The 15767-nt window shown below is 61.0% G+C and carries 13 protein-coding genes; 6 read left to right on the forward strand and 7 right to left on the reverse strand.

The features are described 5' to 3' along the window. Positions 1–1159: 1159 nt before the first annotated feature. The 6 genes from trpA to BSP75_RS05045 are packed head-to-tail and all read right to left on the reverse strand — an operon-like array spanning position 1160 to position 7967. Entirely contained in the window at positions 1160–1966 is an 807-nt protein-coding gene (gene trpA / locus BSP75_RS05020; protein ID WP_075112432.1) for a tryptophan synthase subunit alpha, read from the reverse strand. After that, on the reverse strand, positions 1963–3156 hold the full coding sequence (gene trpB, locus BSP75_RS05025) for a tryptophan synthase subunit beta (RefSeq protein WP_075112433.1): 1194 nt from the start codon (positions 3154–3156) through the stop codon (positions 1963–1965). The genes trpA and trpB overlap by 4 nt, the downstream gene beginning before the upstream one ends. 47 nt (positions 3157–3203) lie before the next feature. Beyond that, on the reverse strand, positions 3204–4712 hold the full coding sequence (trpCF, locus tag BSP75_RS05030; RefSeq protein WP_075112434.1) for a bifunctional indole-3-glycerol-phosphate synthase TrpC/phosphoribosylanthranilate isomerase TrpF: 1509 nt from the start codon (positions 4710–4712) through the stop codon (positions 3204–3206). Continuing rightward, positions 4712–5725: an anthranilate phosphoribosyltransferase gene (trpD, locus tag BSP75_RS05035; RefSeq protein ID WP_075112435.1), complete on the reverse strand. Its 1014-nt coding sequence runs from the start codon at positions 5723–5725 to the stop codon at positions 4712–4714. Before trpD ends, trpCF begins: the two co-directional genes overlap by 1 nt. A gap of 15 nt (positions 5726–5740) precedes the next feature. Then, positions 5741–6340 carry an aminodeoxychorismate/anthranilate synthase component II gene (locus BSP75_RS05040; protein ID WP_005359135.1) on the reverse strand — a complete coding sequence of 200 codons (600 nt, stop codon included), beginning with the start codon at positions 6338–6340 and terminating at the stop codon, positions 5741–5743. Then, positions 6333–7967, reverse strand: a complete 1635-nt coding sequence (locus BSP75_RS05045) for an anthranilate synthase component 1 (protein ID WP_075112436.1) — start codon at positions 7965–7967, stop codon at positions 6333–6335. Before BSP75_RS05045 ends, BSP75_RS05040 begins: the two co-directional genes overlap by 8 nt. A 434-nt stretch (positions 7968–8401) precedes the next feature. On the opposite strand from BSP75_RS05045, the gene BSP75_RS05050 reads away from it, so the two are divergent. The 6 genes from BSP75_RS05050 to tesB all read left to right on the forward strand — a co-directional run bounded on the left by BSP75_RS05050 (position 8402) and on the right by tesB (position 13842). Beyond that, positions 8402–9283: a PHP domain-containing protein gene (locus BSP75_RS05050; RefSeq protein WP_075112437.1), complete on the forward strand. Its 882-nt coding sequence runs from the start codon at positions 8402–8404 to the stop codon at positions 9281–9283. A gap of 215 nt (positions 9284–9498) precedes the next feature. After that, a complete protein-coding gene (locus tag BSP75_RS05055; RefSeq protein WP_058053104.1) occupies positions 9499–10119 on the forward strand; it encodes an L-threonylcarbamoyladenylate synthase in 621 nt (206 codons plus the stop codon). Continuing rightward, entirely contained in the window at positions 10067–11020 is a 954-nt protein-coding gene (locus tag BSP75_RS05060) for a ScpA family protein (protein ID WP_075112438.1), read from the forward strand. Before BSP75_RS05055 ends, BSP75_RS05060 begins: the two co-directional genes overlap by 53 nt. An 86-nt stretch (positions 11021–11106) precedes the next feature. Beyond that, positions 11107–11679: an SMC-Scp complex subunit ScpB gene (gene scpB / locus BSP75_RS05065; protein WP_042060246.1), complete on the forward strand. Its 573-nt coding sequence runs from the start codon at positions 11107–11109 to the stop codon at positions 11677–11679. Between the two features lie 134 nt (positions 11680–11813). Further along, positions 11814–12737, forward strand: a complete 924-nt coding sequence (gene rluB / locus BSP75_RS05070; RefSeq protein ID WP_058053102.1) for a 23S rRNA pseudouridine(2605) synthase RluB — start codon at positions 11814–11816, stop codon at positions 12735–12737. 238 nt (positions 12738–12975) lie between these two features. Continuing rightward, the gene (gene tesB / locus BSP75_RS05075) at positions 12976–13842 is read left to right on the forward strand and encodes an acyl-CoA thioesterase II (RefSeq protein WP_058053101.1); all 867 of its coding nucleotides are present in this window, start codon (positions 12976–12978) and stop codon (positions 13840–13842) included. A 78-nt stretch (positions 13843–13920) separates the two neighbouring features. On the opposite strand, the gene aceK is transcribed toward tesB, so the two are convergent. Next, on the reverse strand, positions 13921–15648 hold the full coding sequence (gene aceK, locus BSP75_RS05080; RefSeq protein ID WP_075112439.1) for a bifunctional isocitrate dehydrogenase kinase/phosphatase: 1728 nt from the start codon (positions 15646–15648) through the stop codon (positions 13921–13923). Between the last annotated feature and the right edge of the window lie 119 nt (positions 15649–15767).

Here is a 15767-nt window from a genome sequence, read left to right on the forward strand (position 1 = left end):
TTTTTTGGAGTGATGGGCATTTCAAATGCGGACAAAGAGTTCGTGGTGAAGGTGCGATCCACTTGTTCGCACCTTCCCTAAATAATCATGCGCCATTTCTAACTCAATAATTAATTTTGCGACTATCCCCCATGAATATGCGAGCAATCCTTTTCCTGTTGTAAAGAAATCATTTGGGATGGGTATGTTATTTATCATTAACTTTACTCAAAGAAACTAATAGTAATTAGAGCGAAGGTGGTACTAATAATATTATATCTCGTATATTGAGCTAAAAGTCGTAGATTGGTGCTGAACGAAGTGAAGCCCAACGTTTACTGCGAGATATATCTGTAATTCCGTTTTACGGAGCTGTCAGATCCTTGTTTATCCCGATCTGTTTGGCGAAATAATACTTGCCTGTTGGGCTTCGCTACGCTCAGCGCCAACCTACAAAAACCACGCTACCGCCCCTGAGTGACAGCTCCCAGTTCGCTGCTTTTAACCTGCAAGGTATCAACAATCGCAGTCATGGTGCACTCCCGAGAGAGGGATTGTCGTTTGGCTATCTTAAGGGGAGGGTGGCGCGTTGAGAAGCCTGTTCTGGCTGGAATCTGTGTTGGATCAACAAATTAGTTATTAAGCGGGGGTGGGTGAGCTGCTTGTTTGGCTGGGTATACACAATCCCCTCACCCCAGGCCTCTCCCGGAGGGAGAGGGTGCTTGTTCACTGTTGCACGGTAGCTTCAGGTTGGCACGGTTTTGATCCCCCTCTTATTCGCTGGGGCGAGTCCTCTTGTCCAGGCCGCGAGGCAGGACGCCGAGCGAGCGGCGTTGGGCCATGGATGGCCCATCGGCGCGTGCCGTTGGACAAGAGGATGAGCCGAAGGTACCCGACGTCAGTCGGGCGAATAAGCGGGGGAGAAGACCTTTGGTGACTTTGGGTCTTTCCAAAGTCACTCGCCTCAGCCCGAAGGGCGGGCGAAACCCCGTCGAGGGCGGCGCCCTCGTGTCCTGCGTGGCGAAGCCGCGCCATAGCATCAGCATCAATTCCGCGAACGTCTGATTACGCTTCGCTAATCAGACCTACAAGGGTGGCACCAACCAGGGATGGTGGATAACAAAAGGGAGCCCGCTTGGGCTCCCTTGCTTGTCATGGGGGTGGGCGTTTGACTGAACGCTTAGCGCAGGGTCGCGGCCTTCATCCCTTCCACAAACTCTTTCAGACGAGTGAGCATATGCTCCGGGTTCTGGTGGTGGGTCTCGATGATCTTCACCACGGCGGAGCCGGAGATGGCACCGGCGGCGCCAGCGGCGATCGCTTCACGCACCTGAGCCGGTTCGCTGATGCCAAAGCCGAGCAGGGCGGGCGGGGCGTTGAACTCGCGCAAGGTATTGATCAGGCCATCCACCGGCATGCCAGCCTTGGTCTCGGCACCGGTCACACCGGCACGGCTCACCAGATAGGTGTAACCACTGCCCAGCTCCGCCACCTGTTTCAGGGTCTCGGCATCGCCATTGGGCGGGGCGATAAAGATGCTGTCGATGCCGAACTTGTCGGCGGCCGCCTTGTAGGGGGCACACATCTGCACCGGCACGTCGGCGACCAGCACCGAATCCACGCCAGCCTGCTGGCACTTCTCATAGAAGCCGTCGATGTGGCGCACATAAACCAGATTCGCGTAAACCAGCAGGCCAATGGGCAGTTGCGGGTACTTGGCGCGGATGCGAGCGAGCAGCTCGAAGCAGTCGTCCGGGGTGGTGTGGCTGGCAAAAGCCCGCAGGGCGGCGCCCTGAATGGTAGGGCCGTCCGCGACCGGATCGGAGAAGGGAATGCCGAGTTCGAGGGCGTCGGCGCCCCCTTCGACCAGCGCATCGACGATGGCCAGCGACAATTCGGGGGTGGGGTCACCCAGCATCACGAACGGCACAAAGGCGCCCTGATTGACAGCATCCAGACGGGAGAAGAGTTGTGCGTAACGGTTCATGACAAGGTTCCTTCTTTTTCAAAGATGTCTGCCACGGTGAAGATATCTTTGTCACCACGGCCGGAGAGGTTGACGATGAGCACCTGCTCTTTTTCCGGTTCACTGCGGGCCATCTTGAGGGCGTGGGCCAGCGCGTGGGAGGACTCCAGCGCCGGGATGATGCCTTCGGATTTGGCCAGCTCCTGGAAGGCGTCCAGCGCCTCCTTGTCGGTGATGGAGACATACTCGGCGCGGCCGATGGAGGCCAGATAGGCGTGCTGCGGGCCGACGGAGGGGAAGTCGAGCCCCGCCGAGACGGAGTAGGACTCCTGAATTTGCCCCTGCTTGTCCTGCATCAGGTAGGAGTGCATGCCAAAGAAGACCCCCTTGCTGCCGTGACCGAGCGGCGCACCGTGCTCACCGCTCTCGATACCGTGACCACCCGGCTCGACCCCGATCAGGCGCACCTCTTTGTTGTCGATGAAGTCGGCAAACATGCCGATGGCGTTCGAGCCGCCGCCGACACAGGCGATCACCGCATCGGGCAGCCGCTCTTCTTTCTTGAAGCACTGGGCCTTGGCCTCTTCGCCGATCATCTTCTGGAACTCCCGCACGATAGTGGGGAAGGGGTGCGGGCCGGCGGCGGTGCCGAGCAGGTAGTGGGCCGACTCGTAGTTGGCAGCCCAGTCACGCAGCGCCTCGTTGCAGGCATCTTTCAGGGTGCTGGAGCCGGAGTGCACCGGAATGACGGTGGCGCCCATCAGCTTCATGCGAAAGACGTTGGGCTTCTGGCGCTCGCAATCCTTGGCACCCATATAGACCCGGCACTTGAGACCGAGCAGGGCGCAGGCCAGCGCCGTGGCGACGCCATGTTGACCGGCGCCGGTTTCGGCGATGATCTCGGTCTTGCCCATCCGCTTGGCGAGCAGCGCCTGACCCAGTACCTGATTGGTCTTGTGGGCGCCGCCGTGCAGCAAGTCTTCACGCTTCAGATAGAGGCGGGTCTTGGTGCCCTTGGTCAAATTGCGAGTCAGGGTGAGCGGGGTCGGGCGACCGGCATACTCGGTCAGCAGCTCCTGAAATTCGGCGATAAAGGCCGGATCTTCCTTGGCATCGACAAAGGCTTTCTCCAGCTGGAGCAGGGCGGGGATGAGGATTTGGGGTACGTACATACCGCCAAATTCACCAAAAAACGGGTTGAGCAGGGTCATGGCTTCTTCCTTGTATTAGCTAAATCGAAACATCAAAAAGGGTTGCGTTACAGAGTGCGCAGGGCGGCAAACGCGGCCGCCAGCTTGTGTGCATCCTTCTGGCCCGGGGCACTCTCTACCCCGGAGTTGAAATCAAGGCCGAGGCAGCCCACTTGCGCCGCCTGCAGGGCGTTGTCGGGATTAAGGCCGCCCGCCAGCATCAGCTTGGCTTTATCGAGATTGGCCAGCATGGCCCAGTCGAACGCCTGACCGGTGCCGCCGCTCTGGCTGCCGACTTTTGTATCCAGCAGCAGGCGATCGGCCGGGTAGTCGAGGGCGGGCAGCGGCTCGCCGCTTTCCTTGCCAAGAGAGACGCCGACCGCTTTCCAGATCTGGCAGCCAGCGGGCAGCAGCGCGCGCAATCCCTCGATATAGGCGGCATCTTCATCGCCATGCAGCTGCACCGCGGCGAGCCCGAGCGCCTCCACCGTCTTGGCGATGGTGGCGGGCTGGGCGTTGCGAAATACCCCGACGTAAGAGAGCGGCGCGCCCGCCATCACGGCGCGGGCGGCGGGGATGTCGACATAGCGCGGGCTTTTGGAAACAAAGATAAGGCCGCCAAACACCGCGCCCGCCTGATGGGCGGCGGCGGCATCCTCGGCGCGGGTCAGGCCGCACACCTTGTTCTGGCCCAGAGTGAGCTTGCGCACAGCAGCCTCCAGATCCGGCTCGGCCATCAGGGATGAGCCTACCAAAAAGCCCTTGGCGTGGTGGCGCAGATCTGCCACCTGGGCGCGGTGGTTGATGCCGGATTCGCTGATCACCACCCGATCGCTCGGGATATCTTTAGCCAGCTGTTTGGTGCGGTTGAGATCGACGCTCAAGTCGCGCAGGTTTCGGTTGTTGATGCCAATCACCGGCGCCCCCAGTGCGATGGCGCGGGTCAGCTCCTCTTCGTTGCTCACCTCGGTCAGCACGCCGAGGCCGAGCTCCTTGGCCACCGCAAACAGGGCGCGATACCCCTCGTCGGTGAGCACCGAGAGCATCAGCAGGATGGCGTCCGCCTGATAGTGGCGGGCCAGATAGACCTGGTAGGGGTCAATCATGAAATCCTTGCAGAGCACCGGCTGCGATACGCGGCAGCGCACTCGCGGCAGGAAGGCGAAATCCCCCTGAAAGAACTTCTCGTCGGTCAGCACCGAGATGGCGGTGGCGTATTTGCCATAGATGTCGGCGATCGCCTCCGGGCTGAAGTCATCGCGGATCAGCCCCTTGGAGGGAGAGGCCTTCTTGCACTCCAGAATAAAGCGGGTGGAGCCCGCCTTGAGCGCCCCGACGAAATCCCGATCGCTGGGGGTCAGCGCGCTCTGGAAGCTCTCCAGCGGCTGGGCCAGCTTGCGGGCGGCAACCCACTCCTGCTTGGCCGCCACGATTTTGCCGAGAATGGTCTGGCTGATGGAGGCCATGTTCAGAAAAGCATGGGGGGCAATAAGGTCTGACATCTCGTTATCCTTGCGAAACTGGCTCTTGCCCTGCGGGCGTTCTGAATGACTGCTGTGCGATGCGGTGGCTGACATCATGCCTCCTGATGGCTCAGTGTGGCCAACTTGGCGGCGAGCTCAGCTGCCTTGCCACTCGCCAGCACCGCCAGCACCTCGGCGGCCGCGCACTTGAGATTCTTCGCCTTGCCCGCCATCAGCAGCAGCGGCGCCACATTGGCGGCAATGGCGGCGTTGTGGGCCGGGGTGCCCCGCCCTTCCAGAATGGCGGCGGTGATGGCGCGGTTCTCTTCCGGTTCCCCACCCTGAATGGCGCTGACCGGATAGGTCTCCAGGCCAAAGTCAGCCGGGGTGAGCAGAAACTCGCGGATCTCGCCGTCACGGATCTGGGCCACTTGGGTCGGGCCGTGAATGGCAATCTCATCCAGCCCGGCGCCGTGAACCACCATACCGGTTTTCAGCCCCAGTGCCAGCAGGGTTTCTGCGATGGGGCGCACCAGCTCGGGGGCATAGACCCCCATCAGCTGATAGGTGGGGCGAGCCGGGTTGATAAGCGGCCCCAGCACATTGAACAGGGTGCGGGTCTTGAGGGCCTGACGCACCGGCATGGCGTGGCGCACCCCGGCGTGGTACTGGGGAGCGAACAGGAAGCAGATGCCGAGTTCGTCCAGACAGCGACGCGCCTGCGCCGGGCTCATGTCGAGCTTGATCCCCATCTTGTCCAGCAGATCGCTCGAACCCGACTTGCTCGAGACCGAGCGGTTGCCGTGCTTTGCCACTTTCAGGCCGCAGGCGGCGGCGACCAGCGCCGAGGTGGTGGAGACGTTGATGGTGTTGAGGCCATCGCCACCGGTGCCGACGATGTCGCAGAACTCGTAATCCGGACGCGGGAAGTCGCGCGCTTCTGCCAAGAGGGCCTCGGCGGCGCCGGCGATCTCCTCCGGGGTCTCCCCCTTGATCTTGAGAGCGGTCAGGAGACTGGCGAGCACTATGGGGTCCACTTCGCCACGTACCACCTGACCGAAGGCGTCGCGGGTACTTTCACGGCTCAGAGACTGACCCTGATAGAGGGTGTTGAGATGTTGATGCATGTTGGTCTCCTTACCTTAACGCACGCTGCTTTCTGGACGGGTGATATGGGCGAGCGCCTGGGTCAGCAGGCGGGCCCCTTCCGAAGTCATGATGGATTCCGGGTGGAACTGGAAGCCCAGCACCCGCTCATCCTGCTGCTCGATGGCCATGGGCATGCCCTGATAGTGGGCAATCACCGTCAGCTCTTCCGGTACATAGGTGGCGACCAGTGAGTGGTAGCGGGCCACCGGCAGCGGACTCGGCAGACCGGCGAAGGCGCCGTGGCCGTTGTGCTCAATCAGGGAACGCTTGCCGTGGACGATCTCGCCCGCCGCGCCGACGGTGCCGCCGTAGGCTTCGCACAGAGCCTGATGGCCGAGGCAGATACCGAGGATGGGTACCTGACCACGGGCCAGCTTGATAAGGTCTATCAGGCAACCCGCTTCATGGGGGGCGCCCGGGCCTGGGGAGAGCACCAGCACGGCGTCCCCTTCGCAGGCGGCGATCTCGCTCATGATGCGGCTGGCCGGCAGGCTGTTGCGGTAGATCCGCACCGGATAGCCGAGGGAGCGAAACTGGTCGACGAGGTTGTAGGTAAACGAGTCGAAGTTGTCGAGCAGGAAGATGTTAGTCATGGCTCACGTCCTTATGTTGCTCCTGCTGGGCGCTCAGGGCTTGCAGGGAGGTGCCATGGCTGGCGGCGATGGCGGCCAGCACGGCGGCCGCCTTGGCGCGGGTTTCGTCCGCTTCGGCTTGCGGCTTGGAGTCATAGACCACCCCGGCACCGGCCTGTACGTGGGCCACGCCCTCTTTGACAAACGCCGAGCGGATGACGATGCAGGTATCCATCTCGCCAGCGCCGTTGATGTAGCCGACGGCGCCGCCGTAGCTGCCGCGGCGCTTGCCTTCCACCATGCGAATAAGCTCGCTGGCGCGGATCTTGGGTGCGCCGGTGAGGGTGCCCATGTTCATGCAGGCCTGATAGGCGTGCAGGGCGTCAAGGTCTGAGCGCAAGGTACCGACCACCTTGGAGACCAGATGCATCACGTGGCTGTAGCGATCCACTTTCAGCAGTTCCTTGACGTAGCGGGTGCCGGGCTCCGAGATGCGGGCGATGTCGTTGCGACCCAGATCTACCAGCATCAGGTGTTCGGCCACCTCTTTTTCGTCTTGACGCAATTCCAGTTCGATGCGGCCATCGAGATCCCGGTTGATGCTGCCATCGGGGTTGAAGCCGCGGCGGCGGGTACCGGCGATGGGGTACATCTCTACGTCGCGGCTGGCGGCGCAGAATTTCACCGCGCTCTCCGGCGAGGCGCCAAACAGGGTGAAGCCCTCATCCTGCACGTAGAACATGTAGGGGCTGGGGTTGGTCTGTTTGAGGCGGCGATAGGCGGCCAGGGGGCTGGGGCAGGGCAGGGAGAAGCAGCGGGACGGCACCACCTGGAAGATGTCGCCACGGCGGATAAAGCCCTTGAGCTTCTCCACTTCTGCGCAGAACTGCTTGTCGCTCTTGTCCACGCTCATGCCACCGCTCAGGGGCTGGGTGGTCAGCTCGGCGCTAAGGGGTTGCTGGCAAATCTGTTTGAAGTCGGTGAGTCGTTCGGTCAGGCGAGTGTATCTGTCATCCACCTGGCTTTCGTCGCTGTCACCGCCAAAGATGCAGGCCAGCAGCTGAGTGGTGCGTTCGATATGGTCGATGGTGATCAGGGTCTCGGCCACATAGAAGCAGTAGTCGGGGCAGTTGTTGCTCCCTTCCGGCACCTCGGGCAGATCCTCGAAGGAGGCGATCAGGTCGTAGGCGAAGCTGCCCGCCATAAAGAGCGCCTCTTTACCAAGCTGGCAATCGAGCTCCCGCTGCAGGGTGCGCAGCACGTCCAGCACGCTGCTCCCCTTGAGGCGGGAATCTTCGTCCAGCTCCCGATCGGAGGCCGGGAAGTCGAGCTGCAGCTCGCCATCTACCAGCGAACGAGCCACCACAGCAGACAGCCGCTCGGCCAGCAGGCTCTGCAACTGGGCGCCGTTGTCGTTGAGGGTGCGCACCCGCACGGTACGACCCCGGCACTCGATGCGCAGGCAGGCATCGACCAGCAGCAGGCTCTGTTTACCCGCCTTGGAGTCGATCTCCACCGATTCCAGCAGCAGGTTGTTGGGGCGGCCCTGACAGAGGCGGGTATAGAGTGCCAGCGGATCGGCCACATAGGGGGCGTTGAGTTTTAGGGTATCGAATTCACCCAGAAGAAGGCGATGTGTGGCTGTCATAGTGCGTTCCCTTGCGTGTGATGCGGTTTACCGATGTTCATGCGTCTAATCCCGTAAAAATGCTTTGGAAATTGGGTCGGTTTGGGCGGTTTCAGTAGGGTCGCCATCGCCAGGTCATTGCGCTTGTCTGAATTCTCGGTTTCATCACAGGTCCATTTGCCGGATAATAAAAAAGCCCGCTGGGGTCAGCGGGCTTTTTCTTTGGGTTCTTAATTTGCTGTCAGATTACAGGTACAGCAACGACCACACGCCCGCATGTCAGGGAGTGTGCCACCACCAGATGGTCAGGATGGAAGTCGTTTGCATGATAAAGTCCTGTAAAAAGATGTTTGCAATGAAGTGCCTACAGAAAACGATAAAGCCGCGGCCAAGTCAAGTCGCTTTTTAGCCTTCTTTTTTTCAAGCGGGCCCCAAGACAAGAGCGAAACAAGCCGATGAGATTCGATCTTCACTGCCATACCACTGCCTCCGACGGGGTGCTGAGCCCGGCCGAACTGGTGCGCCGCGCCGCTGAAAAACAGGTTGAGGTGTTAGCGGTTACTGACCACGACACCCTTGACGGGCTTGATGAGGTGCGCCGCACCATCGAGACCGAGCAGTTGCCGCTGCGACTGGTGAGCGGGGTCGAGATCTCCACCGGCTGGGAGCATCACGAAATTCATATCGTGGCGCTGGGGGTGGATGAAAAAAATCCGCAGCTGGTGGCGTTTTTGGCCGGACAACGGGCTCGCCGCGAGGCTCGCGCACTGGAAATCGGGCGCCGTCTGGAGAAGTGTCTGATCCCCGGCACCTATGAAGAGGCCAAGGCATTGGCCGGTGATGCCGCCGTGACCCGCGCCCATTTTGCCCGGGTGCTGGTGGCGCGCGGGGTAGCCGACAACATGCAGAAGGTATTCAAAAAGTACCTGAGTCGTGGCAATAAAGGGTATGCCCCGGCCGAGTGGCCCGAGATGAGCGAAGCCATCACAGCCATTCATGCCGCGGGCGGGCTGGCGGTGCTGGCTCACCCCAGCCGTTACGATCTCACCGCCAAGTGGATCAAGCGGCTGCTGGTGGCCTTCAAAGCGGCCGGTGGCGATGCCATGGAGGTGTCATTGCCCCAGCAGAGCCCGCAGGAGCGGGCCAATCTGGGTCAGTGGGCGAAAGAGCACGATCTTTACATCTCGGTGGGATCGGATTTTCACTTTCCGTCCAACTGGACCGAGCTGGGCCGCCACCTCTGGTTGCCAAAGGAAGGCATGCCGGTCTGGCTGGCCTATCCCGGTCACTTTGGGCTCACCACCGAGCAACATGCAGAGCTGCTGGCGAGCCGCTAACGGCACCAGCTAAATAGGGAACAAACCGGGCAAGAGGGAATGGCCATAGTGTGGCTGGCCTATCCCGGCCACTTTGGGCTCACCACCGAGCAGCATGCCGAGCTGCTAACGGCACCAGCGAAGTGGTCACAAACAGGTGAAGGTAGTGTCATGGGTCTTTGACCCGTGACCATACGAGCGGGCAGGTATTGCTGCCCCCATTGCGAGAACAAGCTATGAGTCAGCATTTTTACGTACATCCGGAAAACCCCCAGGCCCGTCTGATCGGTCAGGCGGTACAGATCATCCAGAACGGTGGCGTCATCGTCTATCCGACCGACTCCGGCTATGCGCTGGGTTGCCAGATGGGTGACAAGGGGGCGCTGGAGCGCATCTGCCGTATCCGTCGCCTCGATGCGACCCACGACTTCACCCTGGTGTGCCGCGATCTCTCCGAGATCGCGACCTACGCCAAGGTCGACAACGGCGCGTTTCGCCTGATCAAGCACAACACCCCGGGCGCCTACACCTTCATTTTCAAGGCGACCAAGGAAGTGCCGCGCCGCCTAATGAACGAGAAGAAGAAGACCATCGGCATCCGTATCCCGGACAACAAGATCGCCCAGGCGCTGCTGGAAGCGCTCGGTGAGCCGCTGCTCTCCACCACCCTGATCCTGCCGGACTCCGAGATGGCCGAGTTCGACCCGGAAGAGATCTTCGACAAGCTGGGCAAGCAGATCGATCTGGTGGTCAACGGCGGTTATCTGGGCGAGCAGCCCACCACAGTGGTCGATTTCTCTGACGATGAGCCGGTGCTGCGTCGTCGCGGCGCCGGGGATCCGACCCCGTTTGAGTGAGTCTGCCGACCCTGTTTCCGTGACGGCCACGCCCCAGGCGGGCGCCCCGGTCGCGGAATCAGCGGGGGAGTCTGTTCTCCCCCACGCCATCCCGTCCCCCATCGCGCGGGTACTGGGGCAGCCCTATCACGAGCTGCCCCAGGACTTGTTCATCCCACCCGATGCGCTGGAGGTGTTCCTCGATACCTTCGAGGGGCCGCTCGATCTGCTGCTCTATCTGATCCGGCGCCAGCAGCTCGATATCCTCAACCTGCCGATCCTGCAGATCACCGCCCAGTACATGGAGTACGTCGAGCTGATGCAGGGGCTCAACCTTGAGCTGGCGGCGGAGTATCTGCTGATGGCGGCCTGGCTCGCGGAGATCAAATCCCGCCTGCTGCTGCCCAAGGCACCTGAGCTGGAAGATGAGGAGGAGGGGGAAGACCCGCGGGTGACTCTGATCCGCCGCCTGCAGGAGTACGAACGCTACAAGGTGGGAGGCGAGCGCCTCAACGAGCTGCCACGGGTGGAGCGGGAGATCTTTATCGCCACCGCCTTGCCCCCCGATTTTGGCGCTCTCAAGCCACTGGCGCCCGATGTTTCGCTGGTTGAGCTCGCCCTTTACATGCAAAGTGTGGTAAAACGCGCGACTCATTTCGAACATCACCAGATCCGCCGCGAACAGATCCCGACCCGGGTACGCATGGCGGAGATCCTCGCCATGCTTACGCTGGGGCAGACCCTGCGCCTTGAGCAGGTGCTGCGCGCCGAAGAGGGGCGCATGGGGGTACTGGTGACGTTTCTGGCCCTGCTGGAGCTGTGCAAGGAGCAGTTGATCTGGATCCTGCAGGCTGAACCGCTGGGACCAATCCATTTTGCATTGGCTGCAGAAGAGAATGAGCAACGTGAACAGACCCATTGAACGTGCATCCCGTCTGTTTCGTTGCAGCCAGAACCCCTGGGTCACAGTGCATTTCGCATTGGCCGAGCAGAGCGAGGAGGGCAACCGTGGCGCTGCCCACTGAACGACTCAAGACCCTGATCGAAGCTGCGCTGTTTGTGGCCGGTCGTCCGCTCAATGTGAGCGAGCTGAAAAGCAGCGTGCTGGCCGATTATCCGGTGACCAGTCGCTATGTTCAGCTGCTGTTGGCCGAGATCAGGCAAGATTACAGCGAACGGGGCGTCGAGCTCAAAGAGGTCGCCTCCGGCTGGCGTTTTCAGGCTCGTCAGGAGTATGCCGAGGAGCTCTCACGGCTCTGGAGCGAGCGGGCGCCGCGTTATTCGCGCGCCGTGATGGAGACGCTGACCCTGATCGCCTATCGCCAACCCATCACCCGGGCCGAGATCGAAGCGATCCGCGGGGTGGCGGTGTCGAGCCAGATAGTGAATACCCTGAAAGAGCGTGGCTGGGTGCGCAGCATTGGCCACAAAGAGGTCGCGGGTCGCCCCGAATTGCTCGCCACCACCAGAGAGTTTCTGGATTACTTTAATCTGCAGAGTCTGGAGCAGCTCCCCGAGCTGGATCCTGAGCTGCAACCCCTGTTGCCCTCGGCGGTGGACGGGGAGAGCGATGCCCGGTGAATGGCGCCCAAGCGTGCCGATTTTACCGAGATGTACATTTTTCAACTGTGGCGAGCGCTTCAACCGGCGTTTGTTACAGTTAACCCCGTTGCCCCTCTGACGAGTGGGTAGCGATCAACAATCAGGTAACCCCGATGAGTGAAAAACTGCAAAAAGTGTTGGCCCGCGCGGGTCACGGCTCCCGTCGTGAGATGGAGGCCCTGATCACCGCAGGTCGGGTCAGTGTGGATGGCAAGGTCGCCACACTGGGGGATCGCGTCGAAGTGAACGCCGTGATCCGGGTGGATGGTCACCAGGTCAAGACCCGCGGGGCAGAGGAAGTGATCTGCCGCGTACTGGCTTACCACAAGCCGGAAGGGGAGATGTGTACCCGTCACGATCCGGAAGGTCGTCCCACCGTGTTTGATCGTCTGCCCAAGATGGACGGTGCCCGCTGGATCGCGGTCGGCCGTCTCGACGTCAACACCTCCGGTCTGCTCTTGTTCACCACCGATGGTGAATTGGCTAACCGTCTGATGCACCCGAGCCATCAGGTAGAGCGGGAATACGCGGTGCGCGTGTTTGGCGAGATCACCGAAGCCATGTTGCAGCGTCTGCGCAAGGGCGTACAGCTGGAAGATGGCACCGCCAGATTCACCAAGATCAAACCGGCTGGCGGTGAGGGGCTGAACCAGTGGTTCAACGTCACCCTGACCGAAGGTCGCAACCGTGAAGTGCGCCGCCTGTGGGAATCCCAGGAAGTGCAGGTCAGCCGCCTGATGCGTATTCGCTACGGCGACGTGACCCTTGACCGCGGTATCCCGCGTGGTGGCTGGCAGGAGCTCAAACTCCCCGAGGTGAACTACCTGCGTGGCCTGGTCCATCTGCCTAACGAGACCGAATCCAAGGTCGATCTGCAGCAGGATGGCAAAACCAGCCGTCACAAGCAGGCCGCCCAGATCCGTCGCGCCGTGCAGCGTCACAAAGAGATGCAGGGCAAAGAGCCCCGCGCTCGCGCCACCACCGCCCGCCGCAAGCCGCAAGCTTCTACCCGCAACTCCGGTACCGGCAGCAAGTAAGCCGACAACCCGTTGCGAACTGCGTGCCGTCAAATAGCGCGCAGTCGGCCAAGCAAAAGGCCCGCACCATCTGGTGCGGGCCTTTTTTGTATCAAATGACCCCCATCGCTTGCAAAAGGGGAGGCGGGCAAGAGGTTGAGTGGCGTTTCTGTCGTCTGATCGCCCGCAGACTCGTCGCCATGGTTGCTCTGCTCCGGTGAGCTTGTTAGCCTGTGCGGCTCTGATAGAGGAGTGAACGATGAGCAAGGTACTTGATGAGCTGCTGGCGTTGCTGGCGCTGGAAAAAATCGAGGAGGGCCTGTTTCGGGGCCAGAGCCAGGATCTCGGTCTGCGGGCCGTGTTTGGCGGACAGGTAATGGGGCAGGCCTTGTCAGCCGCCAAGCAGACGGTCGAGACCGGCCGTCAGGTTCACAGTTTTCACTCCTACTTCCTGCGTCCGGGGGATGTGACCCGTCCCATCGTCTACGACGTGGAGAATATCCGCGACGGCCAGACCGTCTCTACCCGTCGGGTCAAGGCGATTCAGGGCGGCAAGCCCATCTTCTATCTCAACGCCTCGTTTCAGGTGCCGGCCGATGGCTTCGAGCATCAGGCGCAGATGCCCACCGGCATCACCCCACCGGAGGAGCTCAAGAGCGAGCTGGAGCTGGTGCGCCCCTACGAGAACCTGATCCCGGCCTCCCTGCGCGACAAGATCCTCTGCGAGCAGCCCATCGAGATGCACCCGGTCACGTTGGTCGATCCGATCCGCCCGACGGTGCAGGATCCGGTGCGTCACGTCTGGTTCAAGGCCAATGGTCAGATGCCGGATGATCTGCGGATCCACAAATACCTGCTGGCCTACGCCTCCGACTTCAACTTCCTGCTCACTTCCCTGCAGCCCCATGGGGTGTCGTACTGGGAGCCGGATATGCAGGTGGCCACCATCGATCACTCCATGTGGTTCCACCGGGATTTTCGCTTCGACGACTGGCTGCTCTACGTGGTAGACAGCCCGAGCGCGAGCGGTGGTCGCGGTCTGGTGCGCGGCCAATTCTTTACCCGTGATGGCATGCTGGTGGCAAGCACCATGCAAGAAGGGGTGATCCGCCGTCGCGGCAGTTAAGTCGCGCAGCGGTCAGCAAAACGGGGTGGCTTTGGCCACCCCGTTTTCGTTGCTGCGATGTGCGTGGGTGCTGCGGACTTAGCCGCCGCGCTGGTATTTGAAGCGCTTCTTGCGCCGGTAGGGATAGACATCCTCGAACACCCCCACCTTGATGTTGCTCTGCAGCATCTTCCAGTAGTTGGCGTCGAACATCTCCTTGTGCAGCTGCAACATGATCTCCCGCACCTGCGGCTTTTGCAGCAGGAAGGTGGCGAACTCCTCGGGGAAGATGTCGTTGGGGGCCACCGAGTACCAGGGCTCGGCGCTCCACTCATCCTCGGGGTAGCGCGGCGGCGGGATCTGGCGGAAGTTGCACTCCGTCATGTAGCAGATCTCGTCGTAGTCGTAGAACACCACCCGGCCGTGCCGGGTGACGCCGAAGTTCTTGAACAGCATGTCCCCCGGGAAGATGTTGGCCGCCGCCAGCTGCTTGATGGCGTTGCCGTACTCCTCCAGCGCGAGCCGTGTCTGCTGCTCGTCCGCCTTGTCCAGATAGAGGTTGAGCGGGATCATCTTGCGCTCGGTATAGAGGTGCTTGATCACCAGCTTGTCGTCGCTGATGGTGAGGGCCGAGGGCGCCACCGTTTTGAGTTCGGCAAGGAGCTCGGGTGAGATGCGATCGAGGGGAAACTCGAAGTTGGTGAACTCCTGGGTATCGGCCATGCGGCCAACCCGATCGTGCTGTTTAACCAGCCGGTATTTGGCCTTCACCTGCTCGTGGCTCACATCCTTGGGGGGAGTGAACTCGTCTTTTATCACCTTGAACACCACATCGTAGGAGGGGAGGGTGAACACACTCATCACCATCCCCTTGATGCCGGGGGCGATGATGAACTGATCCCGACTCTGGGCCAGATGGTGGCGGTAGTGGCGATAGAGCTCGGTCTTGCCATGCTTCTGGCAGCCGATGGCGTTGTAGATCTCGTAATCGGGCTTGTGGGGCATGATCTGGCGCAGGAAGGCGACAAACAGCGCCGGTTCGCGGGCATAGACCATAAAGTAGGCGCGGGCAAAACCAAACACGATGGAGGCGAGATCCGGCTCGAAGATCACCGTGTCCACATAGATGCTGTGACCGGTGCTGAGCAGGGGCAGGATAAAGGGGAAGACCTGATCCCGGGCCCGGATCAGCCCCACCAGATAGGCCCCCTTGTTGCGGTAGAACACCTCTTTCAATAGCTCGATGGCAAACGGCTCATCATGAATGATTTGCGGGCCGTTCTCGGCAAGATGGCGGTGGATGTCGACAATATCCCGCTGCTTGTCCTCGTAGGGAAGGGTGAAGCTGTAATCCCCCAAAAGCTGGCTCAGGGTCTGTGGCAGGTGGGCCAGATCGGTGCGATAGACCCGCAGCAGGGCGCTCAAGTCAGGTTTTTCGCCGCGGCTGACGAAGGGGTGGATATAGAGGTTTTCGTCACGGATGTTGCGATGGCGAAAGATCCGCCGATAGACGGAGTTGAAGAAGGACTCCGCCACCTCGAAGTTTTCGCACTTGGGCAGCAGATCGCTGAAGGCACTCTTGACCTGTTTAAGCAGCGCCTGGGTGGCGTGGTGCTCCCCCATCATCTGGCGGATGGAGCTGGCGGTGGCCCCCACATGGTGGTCATAGAGGCGAATCCGTTCCCGTCCGGCAAGTTGCACCCCCAGCCAGTCACTGTTCTCGAAGCGGCTCTTGCTGCCCTGGGTGATTTCGAGAAACCGGCTGTAAAACGACTCGAAGCGTTGCAGAATCGTCTCGGCGACGGCCTGTTCCAATGGCTGCTGCATCTCTCTCTTCCTTGTGATCTGTCGGGCCGATAGCGCGAAGGATTGGGTGTAATTTGTTCACACGTCAGGCCACTATCGCAACATTGAAACGTCTGTTCAAGTGGCAATTTTCGGGGATA

The organism is Aeromonas sp. YN13HZO-058, assembly GCF_001921245.1.
GTDB lineage: Bacteria > Pseudomonadota > Gammaproteobacteria > Enterobacterales > Aeromonadaceae > Aeromonas > Aeromonas allosaccharophila.